21 protein-coding genes and 1 riboswitch are annotated in these 24,093 nt (G+C 73.3%); of the genes, 10 read left to right on the forward strand and 11 right to left on the reverse strand.

Translation table 11 applies throughout. The annotated features are described in order from the left end of the window. Window positions 1-135 precede the first annotated feature (135 nt). Window positions 136-1,131 carry a 2-hydroxyacid dehydrogenase gene (locus AB0O01_RS14330; RefSeq protein ID WP_365313252.1) on the forward strand — a complete coding sequence of 332 codons (996 nt, stop codon included), beginning with the start codon at window positions 136-138 and terminating at the stop codon, window positions 1,129-1,131. Here AB0O01_RS14330 and AB0O01_RS14335 read toward each other — a convergent pair. After that, complete coding sequence (locus tag AB0O01_RS14335) at window positions 1,083-2,972, reverse strand: anthranilate synthase family protein (RefSeq protein ID WP_365313739.1); 1,890 nt, start codon at window positions 2,970-2,972, stop codon at window positions 1,083-1,085. The two genes, AB0O01_RS14330 and AB0O01_RS14335, sit on opposite strands and share 49 nt — an antisense overlap. Before the next feature lie 324 nt (window positions 2,973-3,296). Here AB0O01_RS14335 and AB0O01_RS14340 point away from each other — a divergent pair, with 324 nt between their 5' ends. Both AB0O01_RS14340 and AB0O01_RS14345 read left to right on the forward strand, forming a co-directional pair. Then, window positions 3,297-4,652, forward strand: coding sequence for a class II 3-deoxy-7-phosphoheptulonate synthase (locus tag AB0O01_RS14340; protein ID WP_365313253.1), 1,356 nt, complete (start codon window positions 3,297-3,299; stop codon window positions 4,650-4,652). Window positions 4,653-4,800: 148 nt separating this feature from the next. Further along, a complete protein-coding gene (locus tag AB0O01_RS14345; RefSeq protein ID WP_365313255.1) occupies window positions 4,801-5,061 on the forward strand; it encodes a (2Fe-2S)-binding protein in 261 nt (86 codons plus the stop codon). 92 nt (window positions 5,062-5,153) lie between these two features. Here the strand turns inward: AB0O01_RS14345 and bfr are convergent, their stop codons facing one another. After that, the gene (bfr, locus tag AB0O01_RS14350; RefSeq protein WP_355736527.1) at window positions 5,154-5,636 is read right to left on the reverse strand and encodes a bacterioferritin; all 483 of its coding nucleotides are present in this window, start codon (window positions 5,634-5,636) and stop codon (window positions 5,154-5,156) included. Window positions 5,637-5,818: 182 nt separating this feature from the next. Between bfr and AB0O01_RS14355 the strand changes: the two genes are divergently transcribed. After that, window positions 5,819-6,451, forward strand: a complete 633-nt coding sequence (locus tag AB0O01_RS14355) for a sulfite oxidase-like oxidoreductase (RefSeq protein WP_365313258.1) — start codon at window positions 5,819-5,821, stop codon at window positions 6,449-6,451. A 20-nt stretch (window positions 6,452-6,471) separates the two neighbouring features. Here AB0O01_RS14355 and AB0O01_RS14360 read toward each other — a convergent pair whose 3' ends face one another. The 5 genes from AB0O01_RS14360 to thiO form a co-directional block, all read right to left on the reverse strand. Beyond that, on the reverse strand, window positions 6,472-7,386 hold the full coding sequence (locus tag AB0O01_RS14360; RefSeq protein WP_365313740.1) for a deoxyribonuclease IV: 915 nt from the start codon (window positions 7,384-7,386) through the stop codon (window positions 6,472-6,474). Between the two features lie 178 nt (window positions 7,387-7,564). Then, window positions 7,565-9,496 (reverse strand): Stk1 family PASTA domain-containing Ser/Thr kinase, encoded by a 1,932-nt coding sequence (pknB, locus tag AB0O01_RS14365; RefSeq protein ID WP_365313260.1) that lies wholly within the window; start codon window positions 9,494-9,496, stop codon window positions 7,565-7,567. Between the two features lie 146 nt (window positions 9,497-9,642). Then, window positions 9,643-10,437, reverse strand: coding sequence for a thiazole synthase (locus tag AB0O01_RS14370; protein ID WP_365313262.1), 795 nt, complete (start codon window positions 10,435-10,437; stop codon window positions 9,643-9,645). A gap of 3 nt (window positions 10,438-10,440) precedes the next feature. Further along, window positions 10,441-10,701 carry a sulfur carrier protein ThiS gene (gene thiS, locus AB0O01_RS14375; protein ID WP_365313264.1) on the reverse strand — a complete coding sequence of 87 codons (261 nt, stop codon included), beginning with the start codon at window positions 10,699-10,701 and terminating at the stop codon, window positions 10,441-10,443. Between the two features lie 32 nt (window positions 10,702-10,733). Continuing rightward, a complete protein-coding gene (thiO, locus tag AB0O01_RS14380) occupies window positions 10,734-11,927 on the reverse strand; it encodes a glycine oxidase ThiO (protein ID WP_365313265.1) in 1,194 nt (397 codons plus the stop codon). Continuing rightward, window positions 11,925-12,036, reverse strand: a riboswitch (TPP riboswitch). Its footprint overlaps the gene before it by 3 nt. A 52-nt stretch (window positions 12,037-12,088) precedes the next feature. Between thiO and AB0O01_RS14385 the strand changes: the two genes are divergently transcribed. The 6 genes from AB0O01_RS14385 (at window position 12,089) to AB0O01_RS14410 (ending at window position 17,639) form a co-directional block, all read left to right on the forward strand. Next, entirely contained in the window at window positions 12,089-12,442 is a 354-nt protein-coding gene (locus tag AB0O01_RS14385; RefSeq protein WP_365313267.1) for a hypothetical protein, read from the forward strand. A gap of 162 nt (window positions 12,443-12,604) precedes the next feature. Next, window positions 12,605-13,780 carry an FAD-dependent oxidoreductase gene (locus tag AB0O01_RS14390; RefSeq protein WP_365313742.1) on the forward strand — a complete coding sequence of 392 codons (1,176 nt, stop codon included), beginning with the start codon at window positions 12,605-12,607 and terminating at the stop codon, window positions 13,778-13,780. A 130-nt stretch (window positions 13,781-13,910) separates the two neighbouring features. Further along, window positions 13,911-14,276 (forward strand): Rv2175c family DNA-binding protein, encoded by a 366-nt coding sequence (locus AB0O01_RS14395; RefSeq protein ID WP_365313269.1) that lies wholly within the window; start codon window positions 13,911-13,913, stop codon window positions 14,274-14,276. A gap of 239 nt (window positions 14,277-14,515) precedes the next feature. Then, complete coding sequence (gene thiE / locus AB0O01_RS14400; RefSeq protein ID WP_365313270.1) at window positions 14,516-15,169, forward strand: thiamine phosphate synthase; 654 nt, start codon at window positions 14,516-14,518, stop codon at window positions 15,167-15,169. Between the two features lie 494 nt (window positions 15,170-15,663). Next, window positions 15,664-16,587 (forward strand): methylenetetrahydrofolate reductase [NAD(P)H], encoded by a 924-nt coding sequence (gene metF / locus AB0O01_RS14405; RefSeq protein ID WP_365313271.1) that lies wholly within the window; start codon window positions 15,664-15,666, stop codon window positions 16,585-16,587. 56 nt (window positions 16,588-16,643) lie between these two features. Continuing rightward, entirely contained in the window at window positions 16,644-17,639 is a 996-nt protein-coding gene (locus tag AB0O01_RS14410) for a hypothetical protein (protein WP_365313273.1), read from the forward strand. Window positions 17,640-17,661: 22 nt separating this feature from the next. Here the strand turns inward: AB0O01_RS14410 and AB0O01_RS14415 are convergent, their stop codons facing one another. The 4 genes from AB0O01_RS14415 to AB0O01_RS14430 form a co-directional block, all read right to left on the reverse strand. After that, window positions 17,662-19,218, reverse strand: coding sequence for an NAD(P)/FAD-dependent oxidoreductase (locus tag AB0O01_RS14415; protein WP_365313743.1), 1,557 nt, complete (start codon window positions 19,216-19,218; stop codon window positions 17,662-17,664). A 916-nt stretch (window positions 19,219-20,134) separates the two neighbouring features. Beyond that, window positions 20,135-20,764 (reverse strand): TetR/AcrR family transcriptional regulator, encoded by a 630-nt coding sequence (locus tag AB0O01_RS14420; protein ID WP_365313275.1) that lies wholly within the window; start codon window positions 20,762-20,764, stop codon window positions 20,135-20,137. Window positions 20,765-20,977: 213 nt separating this feature from the next. Further along, window positions 20,978-23,089, reverse strand: coding sequence for a YhgE/Pip domain-containing protein (locus AB0O01_RS14425; RefSeq protein WP_365313277.1), 2,112 nt, complete (start codon window positions 23,087-23,089; stop codon window positions 20,978-20,980). Beyond that, entirely contained in the window at window positions 23,061-23,831 is a 771-nt protein-coding gene (locus AB0O01_RS14430; RefSeq protein WP_365313745.1) for an ATP-binding cassette domain-containing protein, read from the reverse strand. Before AB0O01_RS14430 ends, AB0O01_RS14425 begins: the two co-directional genes overlap by 29 nt. Window positions 23,832-24,093 lie beyond the last annotated feature (262 nt).

A 24,093-nucleotide genomic window follows, 5' to 3' on the forward strand; every position in this document is an offset into this window, starting at 1 on the left:
CTTTCGCCCGGCCGGACCGCCCCGGAAAAGGGCCGTGCGGCCCCGGCGCCGCGCGGCCCCGCCCCGTATATTCGGCCCTGGTCGCGGAGAACCCGACCATTCGGCCATGGTCGATCGGAACGGGAGAAAGAGCCCATGGAGCTGCTGGCCTTCGGGGTCCAGACCGACGAGCGACCCCTCCTCGAACGCGCGTTCAGCGGCCACCTCGGCATCCGCTGTCTGGATGTCTTCCTCAACGAGGACACCGCACCCATCGCCCACGGCTACGAGACCGTCTCCACCTCCGTCAACGCCGACCTCGGCCCCCGCGTCCTGGAGACCCTCGCCGCGGGCGGCACCCGACTGGTCGCCCAGCGCTCCACCGGCTTCAACAACATCGACCTCGAGGTCGCCGAACGCCTCGGCCTGACCGTCGCCCGGGTCTCGTCCTACTCCCCGTACTCCGTCGCCGAGTTCGCCTGGACCCTCGCCATGGCCGTCAACCGGCGGGTCGTGCGCGCCTCCACCCGCACCCGGGACTTCGACTTCCGGCTCGACGGCCTGATGGGCCGCGACCTCCACGGCCGGACCGCCGGAGTCGTCGGCACCGGCAAGATCGGCGAGTGCTTCGCCCGGATCGCGCACGGCTTCGGGATGCGGCTGCTCGGCTGGGACATCGCCGAGAACCCGGCCTGCCTCGCCCTCGGCATGACCTACGTCCCCAAGGAACAACTCCTCGCCGAGTCCGACCTCGTCTCCCTGCACGTCCCGCTGGTCCCCGGGACCCTCCGCCTCATCGACGCCGACGCGCTGGCCGCCATGAAGGACGACGCCATCCTGGTGAACTCCAGCCGCGGCGGGCTGATCGACACCGCCGCCCTGGTCGGCGCGCTGCGCGCGGGCCGCTTCACCGGCGTCGGCCTCGATGTGTACGAGGCGGAGGCGGGCCTGTTCTTCCTCGACAAGTCCCTCGAACCCGTCGAGGACGACACCCTGGCCCGCCTGGTCACCTTCCCCCACGTCCTGGTCACCTCGCACCAGGCGTACTACACCCGCGAAGCCGTCGGCCAGATCGTCGACACCACCCTCGGCAACGTCCTGGACTATCTGGCCGGCCGCCGCTCGGACAACGTCCTGGTGCCCCGGAGCTGACCGATCAGCTCCGTCACCACCGCCACCCCGTCCAGGCTCAGCACCGACTCCGGATGGAACTGCACCCCCGCGAACCCGGGCCCCCGCAGCGCGTGCACCTCGCCGTTGGCGGCCCGCCCGATCTCGATGCCGTGGGCCGCCAGTTCCTCGGCCACCTCGTCGTCGCAGCGCGCCACGAAGCTGTTGTAGAAGCCCACCGTCACCGTCCGCCCGAACAGGTCGATCACCGACTGCGCCCCCTGGTACGGGACCTCCTTGCGGACGATGTCCAGCCCCAGCTCGGCCGCGATCAGCTCATGGCCCAGGCAGACCCCGAGGACCCCGCCGGTGTGGACCCGGATCACCTCGGCCGCCAGCTCCCGCAGGAACGCCATCTTCGGGTCGCCGAGATCGCGCGGATCACCGGGACCCGGGCCCAGCACCACCGGCCCCTCGTGCGCCAGCACCGCCGCCCGCAGCCCCGGCTCGTCGTAGCGGCGGACGGCCACCGCCAGCCCCGAGGAGCGCAGGACATGCGCGAGCATCGCCGTGAAGGTGTCCTCCCCGTCGACCACCAGGGCGTGCCCGCTCAGCTCCTCGCCGCGCTCCTGCATCCGCAGCCAGAAGGGCGCCAGCCGGGCCCGGCGCCCGTCGAGCGCCGCCCGCACCCGGGGGTCGTCGGCCAGTTGGGGCCGGTCCTCCGCCGTCTCCGGCCGGGCCGGACGCACCCCCAGCGCCGCCAGCACACCCGCCGCCTTGGCATGGGTCTCGGCGACCTCGCCCGCCGGGTCCGACCCCCGCACCAGCGTGGCGCCCACCGGCACCCGCAGCGCCCCGTCCGCGCCGATGTCGGCGGTACGGATCAGGATCGGCGAGTCCAGGGTCTGCGCCCCGCCCGAGTCCCGGCCCAGCAGCGCCAGCGCCCCCGCGTAGTAGCCGCGCCCGCCGCTCTCGTAGCGCTCGATGACCCGGCAGGCGTTCTGCACCGGCGAGCCGGTCACCGTCGCCGCGAACATCGTCTCCCGCAGCACCTCCCGCACATCCAGCGACGACTTCCCGCGCAGCTCGTACTCGGTGTGCGCCAGATGGGCCATCTCCTTCAGCCGGGGCCCGACCACCACCCCGCCCATGTCCCCGACCGTGCACATCATCTTCAGTTCCTCGTCCACCACCATCGACAACTCCTCGATCTCCTTGCCGTCGGCGAGGAAGCCGAGCAGGTCCTCGGGCGTGGGCCCCTCCGCCGGGTAGCGGTACGTCCCGCTGATCGGGTTCATCACCACCGTCCCGCCCGCCATCCGCACATGCACCTCCGGGCTCGCCCCGACCAGCGTCCGGTCCCCGGTGTGCACCACGAAGGTCCAGTACGCGCCCCGCTCACCGGCCAGCAGCCGCCGGAACAGCGCCAGCGCGTCCGCCCGCGAGAACCCGGGAATCGTCCCCCCGTAGGTCCGCCGGATCACGAAGTTCGCGCCCTCGCCCCCGCCGATCTCCTCCCGCAGCACCCGCCCGACGATCCCGCCGTACGCCTCGTCCCCGAGGTCGAAGCCGCCCCCCTCGACCCGCACCCCGTGCGCGGGCAGCGCGGCCAGTACCTGCTCCAGGGGCAGGGCGTGGGTCTCCTCCGGGACGAGGGCGAGCAGCGGGGTGCCGTCGTCCCGGACGTCGAAACCGCGCTCGCGGATCTGCCGGAACGGGATCAGGGCGAGCGCCCGGCCGGGAAGGTCCGCGAGCCGCTCGTACGCGGTCACCGGCCCGCGCAGCAGCTCCACGGTGTCGTGATCGTGCCCGGGGGTGCGGCGGCGCAGCAGGGCGAACGGGCGGGGGTCGGTCAGCAGGCTGTCGACCAAGGTGGTGAGCAGGGGGGTGATCAGGGGGGTGAGGTGCACGGCGGGGCTCCTTCTCCGTCGGGATGAGCGGGGAGGAGCGGCCGGGCCCGGAAAACACCGAAGGCCGCCCCTCGGGCGGCCTTCGCGAGTCTGGGTACGCGCAGTCAGCGGGCCGCCGGATGAGCGGTCCACCACCAGGACTGGTGCGAGATCTGGCACGGATGCGCGAACATGCCGGGCACCCTACCCCATGCCCCGCGTCCACGGCCTTGGCCGCGCGTGTCCACCGTGCGTGTCCGGCGTCTCACGTACTGGGCATGGCCCGGACAGGGGGTTTGGACACCGTAGGGTTGTGGCGTGACCGTGAACGCTGATTCCCAAGCCGTCGCCGCTCAGGCGAGCTGGCGTGACCTGCCCGCGGCGCAGCAGCCCGAATACCCCGACCCCGAGGCTCTGCGCACTGTCGTTGCGGAGCTGGAGTCGTATCCGCCGCTCGTCTTCGCGGGCGAGTGCGACCAGCTCCGTGCCCGTCTGGCCGCCGTCGCCAAGGGGGAGGCGTTCCTCCTCCAGGGCGGCGACTGCGCCGAGGCGTTCGACGCCGTCGGGGCCGAGCAGATCCGCGCCAAGCTGAAGACCCTGCTCCAGATGGGCGCCGTCCTGACCTACGCGGCCTCCGTGCCGGTGGTGAAGGTCGGCCGGATCGCGGGCCAGTACTCCAAGCCGCGCTCCAAGCCCACCGAGACCCGGGACGGGGTGACGCTGCCGACCTACCGGGGCGACTCCGTCAACGGCTTCGCCTTCACCGAGGCGGCCCGCATCCCGGACCCGGACCGGCTGAAGCGGATGTACCACGCCTCGGCGTCCACCCTGAACCTGGTCCGCGCCTTCACCACGGGCGGCTACGCCGACCTGCGCCAGGTGCACGCCTGGAACCAGGACTTCGTCCGCTCCTCGCCCTCCGGCCAGCGCTACGAGCAACTCGCCCGCGAGATCGACAACGCGCTGAACTTCATGCACGCCTGCGGGGCCGACCCGGAGGAGTTCAAGACCGTCGAGTTCTACGCCTCCCACGAGGCGCTGCTGCTCGACTACGAGTCCGCCCTCACCCGCGTCGACTCCCGCACCGGGCAGCTCTACGACGTCTCCGGGCACATGGTGTGGATCGGTGAGCGCACCCGGCAGATGGACGGGGCGCACATCGAGTTCGCCTCGAAGATCCGCAACCCCATCGGCATCAAGCTCGGCCCGTCGACCACCGCCGAGGACGCGCTCCAGTACATCGAGCGGCTCGACCCGGACCGCGAGCCGGGCCGGCTGACCTTCATCGTGCGGATGGGCGCCGACAAGATCCGCGACAAGCTCCCCGAGCTGGTCGCCAAGGTCACGGCCTCCGGGGCCACGGTCGCCTGGGTGACCGACCCGATGCACGGCAACACCTTCGAGGCCGCCTCCGGCCACAAGACCCGCCGCTTCGACGACGTTCTCGACGAGGTCAAGGGCTTCTTCGAGGTCCACAAGGCGCTCGGCACCCACCCGGGCGGCATCCATGTGGAGCTGACCGGCGACGATGTCACCGAGTGCGTGGGCGGCGGCGACGAGATCTTCGTGGACGATCTCCACCAGCGCTACGAGACCGCCTGCGACCCCCGGCTCAACCGCAGCCAGTCGCTGGACCTGGCGTTCCTGGTGGCGGAGATGTACCGGGACCAGTGAGCGGCACGACCCGTCACCGCCTGTGACCTGGGGCGCGGATCGATGTGATCCGCGCCCCAGGGCACTTTTCGGCCGACTGAACGCCGGGTAAGGTTAGGTTAGCCTCACCGATCATCGGGACGGCGTCACTCATCGATCCCGGCGGGAGGTGGACCGCGTGTATGTGTGCAGTTGCTTCGGCATCACCGAGCAGCAGGTCAAACAGCACGCGGCGGACGGTGCCTGCACCCCCCGCCAGATAGCCTCCGCCTGCAAGGCCGGCACCGACTGCGGCTCCTGCGTCCGGCGGATCCAGGCGCTCCTGGGCCGCGGGGCGTGCCCGCGCCGGGAAGCGGCCGATGAGGGCCGCCCGGTGCTCTCGGAGGTACTGGCACGCGCCGAGGGCGCCCGCCTGGACGAGGCGGCCTGAGCCCCGGCGAAGGCGCCCGGCGTACTCGGGTCAGCTCGCCCCGGGCTGCTCGATGACTCGACTCAGCTCGTCTCCGCTCAGCTCGTCTCGTCTCAGCTCGTCTCGGGCTGCTCGATGAGCTGCGCGATGTAGAGCGCCTCACCGAGCTTCTCCACCAGCTCCAGTTGGGTGTCGAGATAGTCGATGTGGTGCTCCTCGTCCGCCAGGATGTCCTCGAAGATGTTCGCGGAGGTGATGTCACCCTTGGCGCGCATCACCTCGATACCGCGCTTGAGCCGGTCGATCGCCTCCACCTCGACCTGCCGGTCCGCCTGGAACATCTCGGTGACCGTCTGCCCCACCCGGACATGGAACAGCCGCTGGTAGTTGGGCAGCCCCTCCAGGAACAGGATCCGGTCGGTGAGCGTCTCGGCGTGCTTCATCTCGTCGAACGACTCGTGCCGGGTGTACTTCGCGAGCTTGTACCAGCCGAAGTTCTCCTGCATCTTCGCGTGCAGGAAGTACTGGTTGATCGCGGTCAGCTCACCGGTCAACTGCTCATTGAGGAATTCGATGACCTCGGGGTCGCCCTGCATCGCAGAGGCTCCTTCCGCGTGGGAGTGACGGGACTGGGGGGTTGCCGCCGCATGATTGCACCGGTGAGGAAGATCGTCCAGTAAGTGCGAGCTTAGTAAGTTAGGGCATGCTTACTGGGATTTGCCCGATTCTGAACCGGCCTGGTCAGGTGCATGGCCCCGGGTCTGTCAGGATGGAAGGCATGGGTCAGCCGGTGGAACGCGAATCAGCGGAAGCGAAGGGGTCGGAGCTTCCGCCGGGGCAGCGGATCCAGCGCGGCTGGCCGGTCACCCACTACGGACCCGTCCCCAAGTTCCGCCCCGAGCGCTGGGAGTTCCGGGTCTTCGGCGCCACCGCCGACGGCGGGAAGCGCTGCTGGAACCACGAGGAGTTCACGGCCCTGCCGTACACCACCGTCGTGGCCGATCTGCACTGTGTGACGAAGTTCAGCATGCTGGGCGCCGAGTGGGGCGGCATACCGGCCCCGACCATCCTGGCCCTCGCCCCGCCCGCGGACGATGTCACCCATGTGATGGTGTGGGCCGAGTACGGCTTCAGCTCCAATCTGCGGCTCGCCGACTTCCGCTCCGACCGCACGATCTTCGCCACCCACAAGGACGGCGAACCCCTCACCGCCGAGCACGGCTTCCCGCTGCGGCTGGTCGTCCCGCATCTGTACGCCTGGAAGGGACCCAAGTGGGTCCGGGGCGTGGAGTACATGACCGCCGACCGGCGCGGTTTCTGGGAGGAGCGCGGCTATCACAATGTCGGCGACCCCTGGAGGGAGCAGCGCTACTCGTACCAGGAGCGGCCCGGGGAGGGGCCGGAGCTGTAGTCGATCGGTTGATCGGGGGGCTAGGCGCCGACCGGTACGGCGGCGGTCGGGCGCAGGTGTTTCAGCCGGGCCACGTCGGCCGCGTGGCCCTCCTTGCCGCCCGGGGTCTCGATGATCAGCGGGACACCCTCGGTCGCGGGATGGGCCAGCAGCGCGCGGAACGGCTCCTCGCCGATATGGCCGGAGCCAATGTTCTCGTGACGGTCCCTGTGGGCACCGACCTCCTCCATGGAGTCATTGGCGTGGATCAGTTTCAGCCGCCCCTCGCCGACCGTCCCCACCAGCAGATCCAGCGTCTGGCGCATGCCGTCGGGGCCGGTGAGGTCGTGTCCGGCGGCGAAGATGTGACAGGTGTCCAGACAGACGCCGAGCCGGGGATGGGCGTCCAGGGCGTCGAAGTACGGGCCGAAGTCCCAGGTCCGGGAGCAGAGCGAGGAGCCCTGACCGGCGGTGGACTCCAGGAGGAGGAAGGGGTCGTCGTCCCGGGTCAGCTCGTCCAGCAGGGGCAGCATGTACCGGCGTACCTGCCGGAGGGCGACCGATCGTTCCCGGCCACCGGTGGCGCTGCCGGTGTGCACCACGACGCCGAGCGCGCCGATCTCCCGGCCCCGGCGCAGGGAGTGCCGCAGCGACTCCACGGACCGCTCGACGGTGGCGGGGGTGTGCGAGCCGAAGTTGATCAGATACGGGGCGTGGACGTACACCGGGATCGACTCCGCCGCGCAGGCCGCCCGGAACGCCTCGTCCTGCCGGGGGTCGCCGGTGGGGGTGGCCCAGCCGCGCGGGTTGGCGACGAAGACCTGCACGGTCTCGGCCCCCAGCTCCCGGGCGTAGCCCAGCCCGACCCGGTCGAGCCCACCGGCGACGGGGACATGACTGCCGACGGGGTTGCGCAGCCGGGCGGGGGTGAGGCCGGGCGGAGGGCCCGGGGTGATGCCGGGGGTGAGGCCGGGGGCGGGGGTGGGCCGGGTACCCGGGGTCGAGCCGGGGGACTGCTGCTTCTTCACCCGGCCAGGGTTTCATGGGCGGGTGAAGCGGCGGGTGGGGTGGGGGTCTGCGGACGTGGGCGCCGGGAGGGGGTCCGGCGGACCGTGACCCCCGAGCCCCCCGCCCTCAGCGGACCGTGAGCGTGATCGTCGAACCCTGCGGAGCGGTCTCCCCGGGGTCCACCGACTGCTCGCTGACCGTGTCGCCGAACAGACCCAGCAGCCCCCGGTCCTCCTCGACGCGGAAACCGGCGCTCTCCAGGGTCTGCCGGGCGTCGTCCACGTTCTCCCCGGTCACGTCCGGCACCTCGATCATCCGGGGGCCGTCGGACAGGGTCAGCGTCACCGCGTCGCCCTCGGCGAGGCGGGTGCCCTCGCCCGGGGTCTGCCGGGCCACCGCGCCCGCGTCGATGTCGGCGGACTCGACCCGGTCGGCGGCGACCTCCACCGTCAGCCCGGCCTCGACCAGCTCCGCGCGGGCGTCCTCCAGCTCCTCGCCGGTGACGTCCGGGACATCGACCGGTCTGCCCTTGCTGACCACCAGGGCGATGGCCGAGCCCGCCCGGCGCTCGGTGCCGCCGCGCGGGTCGCTGTCGACGACCGAGCCCTTGGCGATCTCCTCGTGGAACTCCCGGGTGACCATGCCCGGCTCCAGCCCCTCGTCCGTCAGCAGGACCCGCGCGTCGTCCAGCGTCATGCCCTGGACGTCCGGCACCCGGACCGTCTCCGGGCCGTCGGACACCGTCAGCGTCACCGAGTCGTTCTGCCGTATCCGGCCGCCGGTCCCGGGGTCGGTGCCCATCACCGCGCCCCGCTCGACGGTGTCGCTGTAGGCGTGCCGGACCTCGCCCACGTCCAGCCCGGCGTCCGCCAGCCGGTCCCGGGCCTCGGCCTCGGTCTGCCCCAGCACCGCCGGGACCTGGGTGAACTGGCCGGAATTGATGTACCAGACGCCCGCCCCGATCCCGAGGACCAGCAGCACGGCCGCCACCAGGGTCACGGTCAGCCGCCGCTGCCGGGCGGTGCGGCGGCGCGGGGGCGGGGGCGACCCGGCGGCGAACCGGCTGGTGCGGTGGAACTCGTCGTCCGGCTCGTCCCCGTCGACCGGCAGCGGCCGGGGCACGGTCAGCGCCCGCGGGATCACACTCGTCCGGTCCAGCGCGTTGTCGTGCGCCTGTGCCCGCGCCTGCGGGGGCACGGCGTCGAGCTGGGCGTCGGTGAGCCGGCCACGGGCCTCGCGCACCAGCGCCAGCAGCGCCACCGCGTCGTACGCCCGGATCTCCGGGTTGCGGGCGGTGGCGGCGGCGACCAGTTCGTCCAGCTCGTGGGCCAGGGCGGGCACCCGGGCCGACGGGGGCGGGACGTCCTCGTGCAGCGCCTTGTAGAGCACCTGGGCCGGGGTCTCCCCGGCGTGCGGCTTGCCCGCGGTGAGCATCTCGAACAGCATCACCCCGCACGCGTACACATCCACGCGCGCGTCGGCCGTGCCGTGCTCGATCTGCTCCGGGGCGAGATAGGAGACCGTGCCGAGCACCGCGCCCGTGGTGCTGGTCACCGCGTCCACCGACCGCACCAGGCCGAAATCGGCCACCTTCACCCGGCCGTCGTCCCCTATCAGGACGTTCTCCGGCTTCATGTCCCGGTGCACGAACCCCGCGCGGTGGGCGGCGCCCAGCGCGGCGAGCACCGGCTCCAGGATGTCCAGCGCGGCCCGCGGCTGGAGCGCCCCGCGTTCGCGCAGCACGTCCCGCAGGGTGCAGCCGGCCACGTACTCCATGGCCAGGTAGACATACGACCCGTCGGTGCCCTGGTCGAAGACCTGCACCACATTGGGGTGGGCGAGACGGGCGACGGACTTGGCCTCGCGGATGAACCGGTCCACGAACGAGGCGTCGGCGGCGAGCGTCGGGTGCATCACCTTCAGCGCGAGCACCCGGTCCAGACGGGTGTCCACGGCCCGGTAGACCGTGGCCATCCCGCCGACCGCGATCCGCGCGTCGACGCGGTACCGGCCGTCGAGCAACTGCCCGATCAGAGGGTCCTGGAGGGTCGTGTCCACGCTGGCGAGTCTACGATCCGGCACTGACAGCCCCGCCCGTTCCACCTTTCGGGTGGCACACTGCCACAGACTTGTGACCGGGACGGGACGGTACGGACGGGGCGTGCGGTACGGACCCGCGAGGGTGGCGGTACGGGCCGCGCGGGTCAGAAGGCGGGGCGCTCCGGGTCCAGGTCGGCGCGGCCGTCCGCCGGGGAGGACGCCTCGGCGAAGTGCCGCCGCGGGATCCGCCCCGCCCGGCGGGCCAGCCGCCCGGCCTCCACGGCGTGCCGCATCGCGTCGGCCATCAGCACCGGCTCCCGCGCGCGGGTGACCGCCGAGGCGAGCATCACCCCCGCGCAGCCCAGCTCCATGGCGAGCGCCGCGTCCGAGGCCGTCCCGGCGCCCGCGTCCAGGATCACCGGCACGCGCGCGTGCTCCACGATGAGCTGGAAGTTGTGCGGGTTGCGGATGCCGAGCCCGGAGCCGATCGGCGAGCCCAGCGGCATGATCGCCGCACACCCCGCGTCCTCCAGCCGCCGCGCCAGCACCGGGTCGTCGTTGGTGTACGGCAGCACCGTGAAACCGTCGTCCACCAGGGTTTCCGCCGCCTCCAGCAGCTCGATCGGGTCCGGCAGCAGGGTGCGCTCGTCGGCGATGACCTCCAGCTTGACCAGATCCGTGCCCAGCGCCTCGCGCGCGAGGCGGGCGGTGAGCACGGCCTCGCCCGCCGTGAAGCACCCGGCGGTGTTCGGCAGCACCCGGATGCCGAGCCGCTCCAGCACCGACAGCACCGAGCCGTGCACCTCGGGGTTGACCCGGCGCATCGCCACCGTGGTCAGCTCGGTGCCGGACGCCACCAGGGCGCGTTCCAGCACATCGAGGCTCGGCGCGCCGCCGGTGCCCATGATCAGCCGGGAGGTGAAGGACGTCCCGGCGAGGACGAAGGGGTCGTCGGCCATGGCTCAGCCTCCCTGGACGGCGGTCAGGACTTCCACCCGGTCGCCCTCGCACAGGGCGGTCGCGGCCCACTGCCCGCGCGGGACGACGGTCTCGTTGAGGGCGGCGGCCACCCCGAAGGGCGCCGCGGTGAGCGTCCGCACCAGCGCGTCCAGCGCCGTGCCGGGGGCGATCGTACGGGGCTCGCCGTTGACGGAGACGGTGACGGAGCCGGTGACGGTGACGGGAGCGGGCGTATAGGTGGCGGCCGGTTCCGTAGGGCTCATCGGATAAATGGGGCTCATGGGACTCATCTGGCTCATGCGGGCTGCTCCGTGAGGGCTGCGGCGGTGAACCGCCGGGGGGTGAAGGGGCGGGCCTCGCCGGGGAGTTCACCGGTGACGAGGGCGTGCGCCAGGGCGTCGCCGGTGACCGGGGTGAGCAGGACGCCGTTGCGGTAGTGCCCGGTCGCCAGCAGCAGTCCGGGCAGGTCGGTCGGGCCGAGCAGCGGGGCGTTGTCCGGGGAGCCGGGGCGCAGTCCCGCGCGGGTCTCGGTCAGCGGCAGTTCGGTGACGCCCGGGATCAGCTCATGGGCGTCGCGCAGCAGCTCGTACACCCCGCCCGCGGTGACCGTGGTGTCCCAGCCCTGCTCCTCGCTGGTGGCGCCGACGACCAGTTCGCCGTTCTCGCGCGGCACCAGATAGACGCTGCCGCCGCGCACCACCGCGCGCACGGTACGGCTCAGGAAGGGCGCGTACGAGCGGGGCACGGTCAGCCGCAGCACCTGTCCCTTCACCGGGCGCACGGGGGGCCGTACGGCGTCCGGGACGCCCGCGAGGCGTCCGCTCAGGCTCCCGGCGGCCAGCACCACCTGCCCGGCGGCCAGCTCCGCGCCCGCGCGGGTGACGACCCCGGTGGCGCGGTCCCGGGCCACCGTCAGCCGTTCGGCCCGGTCCCGGTGGAAGACCACCCCGGCCCGCTCACAGGCCGTCACAAGGGCCGCCGTGAGCCGTCTCGGGTCGATCTGGTGGTCCCCGTCGACCCGCAGCCCGCCGCGCACCCCGGGTGCCAGCATCGGCTCCAGCCGGCGGCAGTCCCGCCCGGAGAGCCACTCGGACTCCAGACCGGACCGCCGCTGGAGGGCGTGCAGTTCGCGCAGTTGCGCCCGGTCGTCGGCGTCCAGGGCCACGGCCAGGGTGCCGCAGCGGCGGTAGCCGAGGTCCCGGCCGGTGAGGTCGGTCAGCTCGGCCACGAAGGCGGGATAGCGGCCGGCGGAGACCAGATTGAGGCCGAGCAGGGTCTGCTCGCCGTGGTGCAGTTCCGTGACGGCGGCCAGCATCCCGGCCGCCACCTGGGCGGCCCCGCCGCCGGGCGCGGGGTCCAGCACGGCCGCGGTCAGCCCGCGCTGCGCGGCCCGCCAGGCGGTGACCAGCCCGATGATGCCCCCGCCGACGACCAGGACGTCGGACGCCGGTGAACGGGTGCCTGAGTGTGCGTGGGTGTCGGACGGCATGGGCGTTCGGCCCCTCCCTTCGCCGGCATGACCCGGATCAGGTTCGTACGGTCGGAGGCCGCCAGCCTCCCTCTCAGCCCGGTGCGTCCGGGCTCCCGCGAGTGCTCTACGTTGGGCAGCCTAGCCCGTGCCACCACGCCTCTGTAAGGGAGCCCGTGCCGATGCCCCGCTCGCTGGACGGTGCCGTCCTCGCCCCGGTCGCCGATCAGGCCCCAGGTCAGGTGGGCACCCGCACCCGCTTCGCCTACCACGAGAGGAGCGGCGAGATCTGGGCCGAGTACGCGGGCGGGGACGTGGTCCGCGGGTTCCTGGTCGGCACGCGCGCGGGGGACCGGCTCGACTTCCGCTACGTCCAGCTCAAGACGGACGGAACGACCTCCTCCGGTCACTGTGTGTCACGGATCGGCGAGCTGCCGGACGGGCGGCTGCGGCTGACCGAGACCTGGGAGTGGGAGTCCCAGGAGGGCAGCGGGACGAGTCTGGTCGAGGAGATCGCCGACGCCGAACGGGGGTAGGGGCACCCTGTGCGGGACGTCAGGCGGACGGACCCGGCTGACGCATCGTCAGATGCTTAAGGTGATCGGGTGAGCGTGGACGTGGAAGTGGACGTGGACGTGGACAGAGAGCGGACGGCGGCGACCGGCCCGGCCCGGCGCGTGGTCGTGGTGGGCGCCGGAATGGCCGGGGTGCAGACCGCGGTGGCCCTGCGCGAACAGGGCTTCACCGGGACCGTGACCCTGATCGGCGCCGAACCCCATCAGCCCTACGACCGTCCCCCGCTGTCCAAGGCCGTCCTGCTCGGCAAGGCCGAGGACTCCGCCTTCGACATCGACTTCGCCTCCCTCGGCATCGAACTGCGCCTCGGCCACGAGGCGACCGGCGTCCGCCCCGCCGACCACGAACTGGACACCACCCGGGGACCCGTCCCGTACGACGTCCTGGTGCTGGCCACCGGCGCCGAACCGATCCTCCTGCCCGGCACCGGGGGCGTGCCCGGGGTGCATCTGCTGCGCACCCTGGACGACGCCGCCCGGCTGCGCCCGGTGCTCGCCCGCCAGCACGACATCGTGGTCGTCGGCGCGGGCTGGATCGGCGCCGAGTTCGCCACCGCCGCGCGCGAGGCGGGCTGCGCGGTCACCGTCGTGGAGGCCGCCGACCGGCCCCTCGCCGGCGCCCTGCCCGCCGAGGTCGCCGCACCCATGATCCGCTGGTACGCCGACAGCGGCGCCGATCTGCGCACCCACGCGCGCGTGGCCCGGATCGAGCCCGGCGCGGTCGTCCTGGACGACGGCACGCGGATCCCGGCCGGCGCGGTCGTCGTCGGCATCGGCGCCCGGCCCGCCACCGCCTGGCTGACCGGCTCCGGCATCGAGCTGGGCGCCCACGGCGAGGTGGTCGCCGACGCCCGCCTGCGCGCCGGTGCCCCCGATGTCTACGCGGTCGGCGACTGCGCGTCCTTCCCTTCCGCCCGCTACGGCGAGCGCCTCCTCGTCCACCACTGGGACAACGCCCTCCAGGGGCCCCGCACGGTCGCCGCGAACATCGTGGAGGACGGGCACACCGACGTCGTCTACGACCCGGTGCCGTACTTCTGGTCCGAGCAGTTCGGCCGCTTCGTGCAGTACGCCGGGCACCACGCCGGGGCCGACGGCACCGTCTGGCGCGGTGACCCCGAGGGCCCCGCCTGGTCCGTCTGCTGGCTGCGCGAGGGGCGGCTCGTCGCCCTGCTGGCGGTGGGCCGCCCGAGGGATCTGGCCCAGGGGCGGCGGCTGATCGAGGCGGGCGCCACGATGGATCCCGCCCTGCTCACCGACCCGGCCCGGCCGCTGAAGTCGGCGGCCCTGACCCGCTGAAACCGGTGGCCCGCCCCCTGCGACCGGCGGCCCCGGCACGCTGAGGGCTGACGGTCCGCACCCGCCGGGAACCGGCGGTCCCGCCCCGCCCGGCTACCGGCTGTCAGTCCCAGATGGCAGTCTTGGTGATGTGACCGAGATTGACGCAAAGATCGATGTGCTCGTCCCCGCGTGGCTGACCCTCCCCGACATCGCCGAACAGCTCGATGTCGAGGTGACCCGGGTACGGCAGCTTGTCAAGGAGGGCCAGCTCATCGCCGTACGCCGGGGGGAGAACCGCGCACTGCACGTCCCCGCCGCCTTCATCGACGGGGACAAGGTCGTCAAGGGCCTCTCCGGGACCCTGACCCTGCTGAGGGACGACGGCTTCACGGTCGAAGAGATGATCCAGTGGCTGTTCACCCCCGACCCGTCCCTGCCCGGCACCCCCGCCCAGGCGCTGAGCGAGAACCGGGGCACGGAGGTGAAGCGGCGCGCCCAGGCGCTCGCCGTCTGACCCGCCCCCGCACACGGAGCCGAACCCCTTCCGGCCGTACGGATCACGACGGCCGTACGGACCCGTACGGCCGTCGTGACGGCCCGTACGCCCTGAACAGACCCGTCCCATCCAGACGATCCAGTCGAACACCCATGCCGAACCGCACACAGCCCTGTGCGTCGGCCTTCACCTAGACAGGGACCGGTCCGGCCCCGCGCGACGCCGCGGGCCGGACCGCGACCCGGGGGGACTCCGAGATGCCCGACCCCGTGTCCGCGCGCGAGCGGCTCGCCGACGCCCGGCTCTATCTGTGCACGGACGCCCGCAGACGGCAGGGCGATCTGCCGGAGTTCCTGGACGCCGCGCTGGCCGGCGGCGTCGACATCGTGCAGCTCCGTGACAAGGGCATGGAGGCCGCCGAGGAGCTGGAGCACCTCGCGGTCCTCGCCGACGCCTGCCGGCGGCACGGCAGACTGCTGGCGGTCAACGACCGCGCGGATGTCGCCCACGCCGCCGGGGCGGACGTGCTCCACCTCGGGCAGGGCGACCTCCCGGTCCCCGCCGCGCGGGCCCTGCTCGGCCCCGAGGTGCTCATCGGCCGCTCCACCCACGCCGACGACGAGGCCGCCGCGGCGGCCGTCCAGGACGGCGTGGACTACTTCTGCACGGGCCCCTGCTGGCCCACCCCCACCAAGCCGGGCCGCCACGCCCCCGGCCTCGGCCTGGTCCGGCACACCGCCGCGCTGGGCACCGACCGCCCCTGGTTCGCCATCGGCGGCATCGACCTGGCCAACCTGGACGAGGTGCTGGACGCGGGCGCCCGCCGGGTGGTGGTGGTCCGCGCGATCACCGAGGCGGACGACCCGGGCGCGGCGGCGACGGAGCTCGCCAAGCGGCTGCGGGGGGCGTGAGACGCCCCGAGACGACGACCCGAGACACGCCCCGAGGCGACGGACCCGAGACGACGACCGGGGGCGCCCCGGAGGCGGCCTGAGGTGGTCCGGGAGATGGTCCGGGAGACCTGGGGCGCCCCGGAAGCGCCCTGAGGTGCTCCGAGAGACCTGAGGCGCCCCCGGGGCAATCCGGGGCGCCCTGAGGTGATCCGGGCGGAGACCTGCGGCGGGCCCGGTGGCGACCTGCGGCGACCGAAAGCGCCCCGCGGCGCCCCGCAGCGCCCGGAGGCGCCCCGAGGCGCGGCCCCTGCGACGGCCCGCGACGGCCTGTAGTGCCCTGCGTAACCCCCTGAGAGCCCCTCGCGCCCCGCTCGTGGCCGCCCGGAGGGCCGATGCGGTTTCGGCCACACAGATGTCCAGGATCTGTCCAAGGAGTGGACGGCGACCGGGCAAATCGGGCAAATTTCCGGACTCCGGTTGGGGTGCCGCCAAGCCCCCACTAACCTGCCGGTATGGCCTTCGGAACCGCGTCCACCAGGACTGACCGCGCACGCACCGTGCGGGACATGCTCGCCACGGGCAAGAAGACGTACTCGTTCGAGTTCTACGCGCCGAAGACCGCGAAGGGCGAGCGGAGCCTGTGGAACGCGCTGCGCAGGGTCGAGGCGGTCGCGCCCGACTTCGTCTCCGTGACCTACGGCGCCGGCGGCTCCACCCGGGCCAGCACGGTCCGGGAGACCGAGCAGATCGTCGCGGACACCACCCTCACCCCGGTCGCCCATCTCACCGCCGTCGACCACTCCCTCACCGAGCTGCGCAATGTCATCGGGCAGTTCGCTGACGCGGGCATCCGCAACATGCTCGCCCTGCGCGGCGACCCGCCCGGCGACCCCATGGGCGACTGGATCGCCCACCCGCAGGGCCTGATGTACGCCGCCGAACTGGTCCGGCTGATCAAGGAGTCCGGCGACTTCTGCGTCGGCGTCGCCGCCTTCCCCGAGATGCACCCGCGCTCCCTCGACTGGGACAGCGACGTCGCCCACTTCGTCGACAAGTGCCGCGCGGGCGCCGACTACGCCATCACGCAGATGTTCTTCCAGCCCGAGTCCTACCTCCGGCTGCGCGACCGGGTGACGGCGGCCGGCTGCGCCACCCCGGTGATCCCCGAGGTCATGCCGATCACCAGCGTCCGGCAGCTCGAACGACTCCCGAAGCTCAGCAATGCTCACCTTCCGTCCACCTTCAAAGAGCGGATCCTCACAGCGAAAGACGATCCGGCGGCTGTACGCTCCATGGGAATCGAGTTCGCCACGGAGTTCTGCGCGCGACTGCTGGACGAAGGCGTCCCAGGACTGCACTTCATCACGCTCAACAACTCCACGGCGACACTGGAGATCTACGAGAACCTGGGTCTGCACCATCCACCGCAGAGCTAGACCGGTCGCACTCACATACGACACACTGCGTAGCGGCCACCGGGAGAGGGGCGTACATGGGCTGGACGGTCCTCTACATCGCGTTCGGCATCGTCGCGTTGTGGCTGCTGGGTGAGGTGCTGCTCCAGTACAAGGCGCGGCTGCGCTGGCGACTGCTGGCGTTCGGCGGCTTCCTCGGTGTGGTCGTCGGGGTGCTGATCCCCTCGGTCGTGGTGATCGGACTGGGCGCCGCCGCGTTCGCGGTCGGGCAGACCTATGTGACGCTCTCCTTCCGCCGCGGCTTCTCGGCCGGCTGGGCGGTCAACGGCCGCGGGCCGGGCGGCAGCAAGCGCCGCCGCGGTGAGCCCGAGCACCAGGACCCCACCCTGGAGGTCTCCGACCTCCAGGCCGCCGGTGCCTACGGCGACTTCGACCGGCCGCGCGGCGACGACGACCAGGGCGACGACGCCTACGCCACCGGCGAGCACCCCGCCTTCCCGCCGCCCCGGGACGACTACGAGCGCGACGACGTCTTCACCCCGGCCCGCGCCACCGCCCCGGCCGCCGAGGGCGCCTCCGTCTACCAGCCGCAGCCGATGCCCGACGACACCGGCTCCTACGGTGTGTACGACGACACCGGCTCCCACGCGACCGCGAACCAGCCCCAGGACCAGTACGCGGCCACCGCCCAGGGCGCCGACCAGACCTACGGCTACGACGGTTACACCGGCTACGACCAGCAGCAGTACGGCTACGACCCGGGCAACCAGCAGCCCTACCCGCCCTACTCCGACCCCTACATCGGCCAGGCGTACGGCTCCGGCCCCGGGCCCGGCTACGACCCCGGCGGCTACGGTCAGCAGGGTTACGACCAGCAGGGCTACGGCCAGGACCAGTACGGCAACGGCTACCCCGACGCCACCCCGCCCGGCGGCGTCTGGGTCCCCCAGCAGCGCACCACCGACGACCCCTACGGCGGCGAACTCCCCCCGGAGCAGCCCTACCCGTACCAGGGACAGGACGACGGTCAGCAGCCGCAGGGCAATTCCTACGACGACGGCTACCGTTTCTGAGCCGAGCGCGGCACCCGGCCGGTCACTGGGAGCCCCGGAAGTCCGGGCCCTCCACGATCAGACCGGCCACCAGCGCACCCGACATCCCGGCGTGGGCCAGCCCGCCACCGGGATGGGACCAGCCCCCGACCGTGAACAGGCCCGGCAGAGCGGTGGAGTTCGCCGGGTGGAGCTGTCTTCCGTCCGCCGCCGCGAGCGCCGGTGCCGGGACCGCCCCGCCCGCCGCGCCGGTCACCTCGGCGATGTCCGCCGGGGTCCGGACCTCCCGCCACAGGAGCCGGTCGCGCAGCCCGGGAACGGCCCGCTCGGCCGCGCCGGTCAACTCCTCGGCCAGGGCTTCGGTGAGCGCCTCGGAGGCGGCGGCCCCGGCCGGGCTCCCCGCCGGGACGGTGGCCGTGAGCGTCACGGCCTCATGGGCGGTGTCGGGGGCCGTCGCCGGATCGTCCGGACGCAGGACCGTCACCGTGAGCCCGCCGCCCGGCGCGGTCGCGGTGAGTCCGCTGTCGCCGGTCCGCCCGGTCCTCGGGGCGGCCGGATCGCCGAACACGGCGGTCAGCTCCCCGTCACGGTCCCGCGTGTGCACCACCGTGCGCGGGGCGGTCCCCTCGGGGCGGGCGCCGCGCAGGGCGAGCAGCACGGTCAGCCGGCTCGGCAGCCCTCCCCGCGGGGCGGGTTCGGCGTCCTGACGAGCGGTCCCGGCGATCCGCTCCAGCGCGCCCGGAGCGACCCCGGCGACCACGAAGTCCGCCTCCACGACCGTCCCGTCGGCCAGCTCCACGCCCGAGGCGCGGCCGTCCTTCTCCCGCACCCGGGCGACCTCGGCCCCGAACGCGAACTCCACCCTGCGGGCCAGACACCGCTCGTACAGGGCGGTGGCCAGCTCCCGCAGACCCCCGCGCACATACCAGGTACCGAAGGCGTGCTCCATGTACGGCAGCACGGCCGCGCTCGCCGGGGCCGTGCGCGGGTCCAGGCCGTGGCCCAGGGCGTGGCTCTCCAGCAGGGCCGCGAGCCGGGGGTCGCGCAGCTCCCAGGCGCCCACCTCGGCCAGCGTCCCGGCCCGGCGGGTGCGCAGCACGCGCTTGTGCGGCACCGACGGATAGGGCTCGCGCCCGGCCAGCACCCGCCAGTTCGGCCAGAGCGGCTCCTCCAGGAGCGGTCTGCGGGTGCGGTCCCACGCCTCGCGGGCACGCACCAGGAAATCGCCCCAGCGGTCACCCGCGCCCGCGCCCAGGCCCGCGTCCAGCGCGGCCATCACGCCCGCACGCGAGGCGTTGGGCAGCGACACCGCGCTGCCGTCCGCGAAGAGATGTCGGGACGAGGGATCCGCCTGGACCAGCTCGACGCACGCCTCCAGCGCCTCTCTGCCGGTCTTCAGGAACAGATCGCGGTAGACCGCGGGGAGGGTCAGCAGGCCCGGTCCGGTGTCGAAGCGGAAGCCGTCCCGCTCGTACCGCCGTACCGCTCCGCCGTAGGTCTCCGCGCGCTCGTACACCGTCACCCGGTGGCCCGCCACGGCCAGCCGGGCGGCGGCCCCCATCGCACCCATCCCGGCGCCGATCACCACGATCCGTCCCATGCCCGCGACTGTAGCGCCCGGCACTGACAACGCCCCGGTCAGCCCGGTGGGCAGGTCCAGCCTGCGTGCCTGGCGCCGTCGGGCCCGGCGGATCCGGGAGACCAGGAAGTACGGCCCGACCGGACCGAGCGGCAGCAGGACACCCGCGATGATCGCCGTCGCCGGCGGATGGAAGACCGCGAACGCCACGATCCCGCCCACCCCGAGATCCTCGCCGGCCCGGCCGCTGGTGAGGACCGGAGGGGAGTACGGACACGGAGGCGATCGTCACCAGTGCGGTCCGTTCCGGTCTGGGGTCGCGGGCGCAGACCTGAGTATCCGTACCTAGGCACGGAGATGAGTAGCCGCGCGGATGGGGCGCGACCTGCGGGAACGAGAGAGTGGAGACACGGAAAGGGGCAAGGCGCCGGAACCGCCGACACGGGGCGGCGGAAACGGCGCCGCCCTGGACCGCTCCTTCCGCCGGCCCGGGTCGGCGGGAGCGAGACGGGGGAGCCGCGGGGGAGACCGCACGGGGGACGGGGGACGGGGGAAACCGGGGGACGGGGGGAACGGGGGCCAGGGGAAACGGGGGATCGGGGGGGATCGGGGGAACGCGAGGGAGCGTCGGTTCGGTGGTGGCCCGTCGGGGGGCGTGGCCATCGTCGGACCGGCGCTTTCTCGCGTTCCCCCGTCCCCGCGGGGGCGGCCCGGGACGGGGCGCCGGTCCACCCGCGCGGGTGCCCGCTCCGGTGCCGGGGGCTCCCGCAGCGAGTGTTCATCGCCGGTCCCCGCGCGGGTGCCCGACGATCCATGGGCGGGAGTCGACCGGAGACCAGGGGCACGCTGCTCCCCGCGCGCGGATGCCCGGCCCAGGTACCCGGCGCCGGTTCGGCGATCGGGCTCGCTGCTCCCCGCGCGGGTGCCCGGCAAGGCGTCAGGGCCGGCCGCTCACCCGGCCCTGGAGGAGGCGGGACAGGGCAGCGTGGACATCGTCCAGGGAGCGTTCCGGCTGGAACGCCTGCCAGTCCAGGGCGGCCACCAGCACCATCCCGACCAGGGCCGCGGCGGTCAGCGGGATGTCGATCTCATCGCTGAACTCGCCGCTGTCCACCCCGCCCCGCAGCACGTCCTCCACCACCGCCACGGCCTGCTTGCGCACCACCAGCAGGGTCGACTGCCAGGCCCGGTTGGTCCGCCACAGCTCGGCCACGTACAACTGGGTGAAGGCGGGGTAGGTGGCGATGAACTCCAGACCCGCGCGGATCATCGCGTCCAGCGCGTCCACCTGGGAGCCGCCCCCGCGCGCGGAGCCCTCCGCGGCCTCCCTGAGGGACGCGGTGAGCAGGCCCACCCCGTGCCGCAGCAGCTCCTCGAAGAGGACCGACTTGCTCGCGAAGTTGTAGTAGACCGTCCCCTTGGCGACCCCGGCCCGCTCGGCGATCTCGTCCACGGTGGTGGCCGAGAAGCCCTGTTCGGCGATGAGGGTGACGGCCGCCTCGTAGAGCTTCTGCCGGGTGGACTCGCGGCGGGCCGCCGCCCCCGATGTGGCGCTGCTGCTTTCCATGGCTCCGATTCTCACAGCACCGGCCCGCGGGACGGGCGCCGACGGGGGAGGGGCGGACGGCCGGGTCACGGGCCGGGTTTCCCGGTGCGGACGGATCACCGGCCCGGTGCCGGGTGTGGGCGGGTCACGAGCCCGGTACCGGGTGCGGCCGGGTCATGAGCCTGGTGCCGGTGCGGGCGGATCATGAGCCCGGTGTCTGGTGGTGCGGGCGGGTCACAGGCTCAGCTCCGGGTGCAGCCGGTCCAGCGTCCACACCTGCTTGCGGCGGGCCGACAGCGCGGTCAGCGCGAGCGCGCCCAGGGTGAACGCGGCCAGCACCGCGCACGCCTGCCACACCGGGCCGAGTCCGCCCCCGGTGATCAGCCTGCGCAGCGCCTCCACCACGTAACTCATCGGCAGGAAGGGGTGGATCGCGGCGAAGAAGCCCGGACTGGTCTGGACGGGGTATGTGCCACCCGCCGAGGTCAGTTGGAGCATCAGCACCGCCAGCACCAGGATCCGCCCGGCGGCCCCGAAGCGGGCGTTCAGCCACTGCACGATCGCCGCGAAGCAGCCCGTCACCAGGAACAGGAACCCGACCGTCCCCGCCGTCCGGGCCGGCTCCAGACCGACCAGCCAGTGCAGCACCGTCATCAGGGCCGTCACCTGGGCCGCGCCGATGGCCAGCACCGGCAGCCAGCCCGCCAGCGCGATCCGCCACGCCGAGCCGCCCGCGGCCAGCGCCCGCCGGTTCAGCGGCGCGATCACCATGTACGCCACCATGGCGCCCACCCACAGCGACAGCGGGATGAAGTAGGGGGCGAAACCGGTGCCGTAGTTGGGCGCCTTGTACAGCGATTCCGACGCGAGCCGCACGGGGTCGGCCATGACCCGGGTACGGTCCTCGCGCTCCGCCCGGTCGTAGTCGGGGATCCGGGCGGCGCCGTCGTGGAGTCCGCCGGCCAGGTCGCCGGAGCCGTCGACCAGCTTGAACATGCCCCCGCTCAGATCGTCCGCGCCGCTCTTCAGATCCCCGACACCGGTGTCCAGGTCGACCGCGCCGGTCTCGGCCGTACCGAGCCCCCGGTGGAGCTTCTCGGCCCCCGCGGCGACCTCTCCGGCGCCCTTGTCGAGGGCATTGATCCTCGTGACGGCGTCGTCCAGGTCCTCCGACAGCCGGGGGGCGTGGCCGGCGAGCGCCCCGGCCTGCCGCTCCAGGTCGGCCAGGTGCCCGTCCAGCCGCTCCAGTTCGTCCGCGCGGTCCGACACCAGCGTGTCCAGCCCGTCGGCGAGGTCCGCGACCTCCGCCGCCGCGGCCACCGCGGGCTTCAGCTCCGCGCAGACCGGGTCCGGGCCGTCCGCCGGTTCGGCGCCGTCCCCGGGGGCGGGCGTCTCGCAGCGCGTGCGGTACGTCCCGGCGAGGCGGTCGTGGGCCTCGCGGGCCTGGGTGGCGGCCCCGGGGGCCCGCTTCTCCAGGGTGCCGAGGTTCTCCCGGATCGTCCCGGCCGCGTCCGCCACCGACCGGGCGGTGTCGCCGATGCCCCGCTCGTTCGCCGCGAGGAACGGTCCCACCGTCCCGGCGATCCCGTTGACCCTGTCGGCCAGCGCCCGGGTGCCCTCGGCGACCTTCGCGGAGCCCTCCTCCAGATCGCTCGCGCCCGTGCTCAGCTTCCGCAGGCCCGACGAGAGATCGCCGCTGCCCTCCTTGGCGTCCTTCAGCCCGTCCGCGAGGTCCTGGGAGCCCTTCTCGGCCTTACCCAGGCCGCCCTTCAGCTCATCGGCCCCGTCCGCCGCCTTCACCGTCTCGCCGTGGATGTCCGAGAACGAGATGAAGATCTTGTCCAGGAACGCCCGCGACGCCTTCGTGGACGCCGCCGTCCGCACCTCACCGAACACCGTCCGCGAGATCTGCCCCACGATGTAGTTGTTGGCGTCGTTCGTACGCACCCGCAGGGCGCCCGTCTCCGGCGTGTCGCCCTCACTGGAGGCGATCCGGTGACTGAAGTCCCCCGGCAGGGTCAGCGACAGGTAGTACCGGCCGTCCTCGACGCCCGCGCGGGCGTCCTCGGCGCTCACCTCACGCCAGTCGAACACCGCGCTGTCCCGCAGCCCGGCCACGATGTCGTCCCCCGCGCGCACCCGCTCACCGCCCGCGGTGGCGCCCCGGTCCTCGTTCACCAGCGCCACCGGAAGCCGGTCCAGCCTGCTGTACGGGTCCCAGAACGACCACAGATACAGCGCCCCGTACAGCAGGGGCAGCAGCAGAACCGCCACCAGCGCGGCCCGCGGCAGCCGTCCCCGCCCGAACCGGCGCAGCTCAAGCGCCGCGAGCTTCGGCGAACGCATCGCCCGTCTCCTTCGTCTTCGTCCCGGTGTCAGGGGTGGGGGTGGGGGATGTGCCCGTGCCGCATGCCGCTCCCGCGCGCGTGGGGACCACCCGAGCGCCCTCCGGTGCCTCGCTGCACACCGCGAGGACCGTCGTCCCGGACGCGGCGACCGAGCGCAGCACGGCCCACGCCTCGGCCCGTTCGGCGTCCGGGAGCTTCAGATCGGTGTCGTCCACCCCGAGCAGCAGCGGACACCCGATCAGCGCCAGGGCGACGGACAGCCGCAGCGCCTCCAGCCGCTCCAGATCGCGTACGGCGGTCCGTGTGCCCTTGGGCAGTGCCGCGGGGTCCAGTCCGGCGGCGGCCAGCGCGGTGTCGATCCGCAGCCGCGCCTCGGAGGCCCGCTCGGCGCGGGGCCGCAGCAGTCCGCGCAGCGAACCGCCGAACCGGCGCTGGAGCAGCGCCCGTTCGCGCAGATGCTCGCCGACGGTCAGGGCGGGCTCCAGGTCGGTGACGCCCTGGACATGGGCGAGGGCGCTGACCCGGCGCAGCGGGGCGAGCCCGCGCGGCAGCCGGGCCCCGCACACGGTGGCGGTCCCCTCCGTGGCCCGCATCCGGCCGGTGAGCGCGAGCAGCAGACTCGTACGGCCCGAGCCGGACGGTCCTTCGAGCGCGGTGAGCGTGCCCGGTGCGGCGCTGAACGAGAGATCGCGGAAGACCCAGCCGCGCGGCCCCTTCAGCCCGAGACCACGCACCTCGATCCCGCCCGCGTCCTCTGCACCCCCCGCTTCCCCCGCGCCCCCCGCATCCCCCGCGCCTCCGTCTCGGCCGGTTGCCCCGGCTCCCCCCGATCCTTCCCCCGGCACTTCCTCCACCGCTTCCGGCAACGCTTCCCCCCCCCCGGGACACGGGCCGACCCCGGGAAAGGCCGCCCATCTTTTGAACTGACTGGTCAGTCCAAAAGCTAGCCCGAACCTGCGATCGAAGCAAAAGCCCAGGTCAGAACGGATTGTCAGTGGCATA

Origin of the sequence: Streptomyces sp. NPDC093252 (genome assembly GCF_040683675.1) — a bacterium.
In the GTDB taxonomy this organism is placed as follows: Bacteria; Actinomycetota; Actinomycetes; order Streptomycetales; family Streptomycetaceae; genus Streptomyces.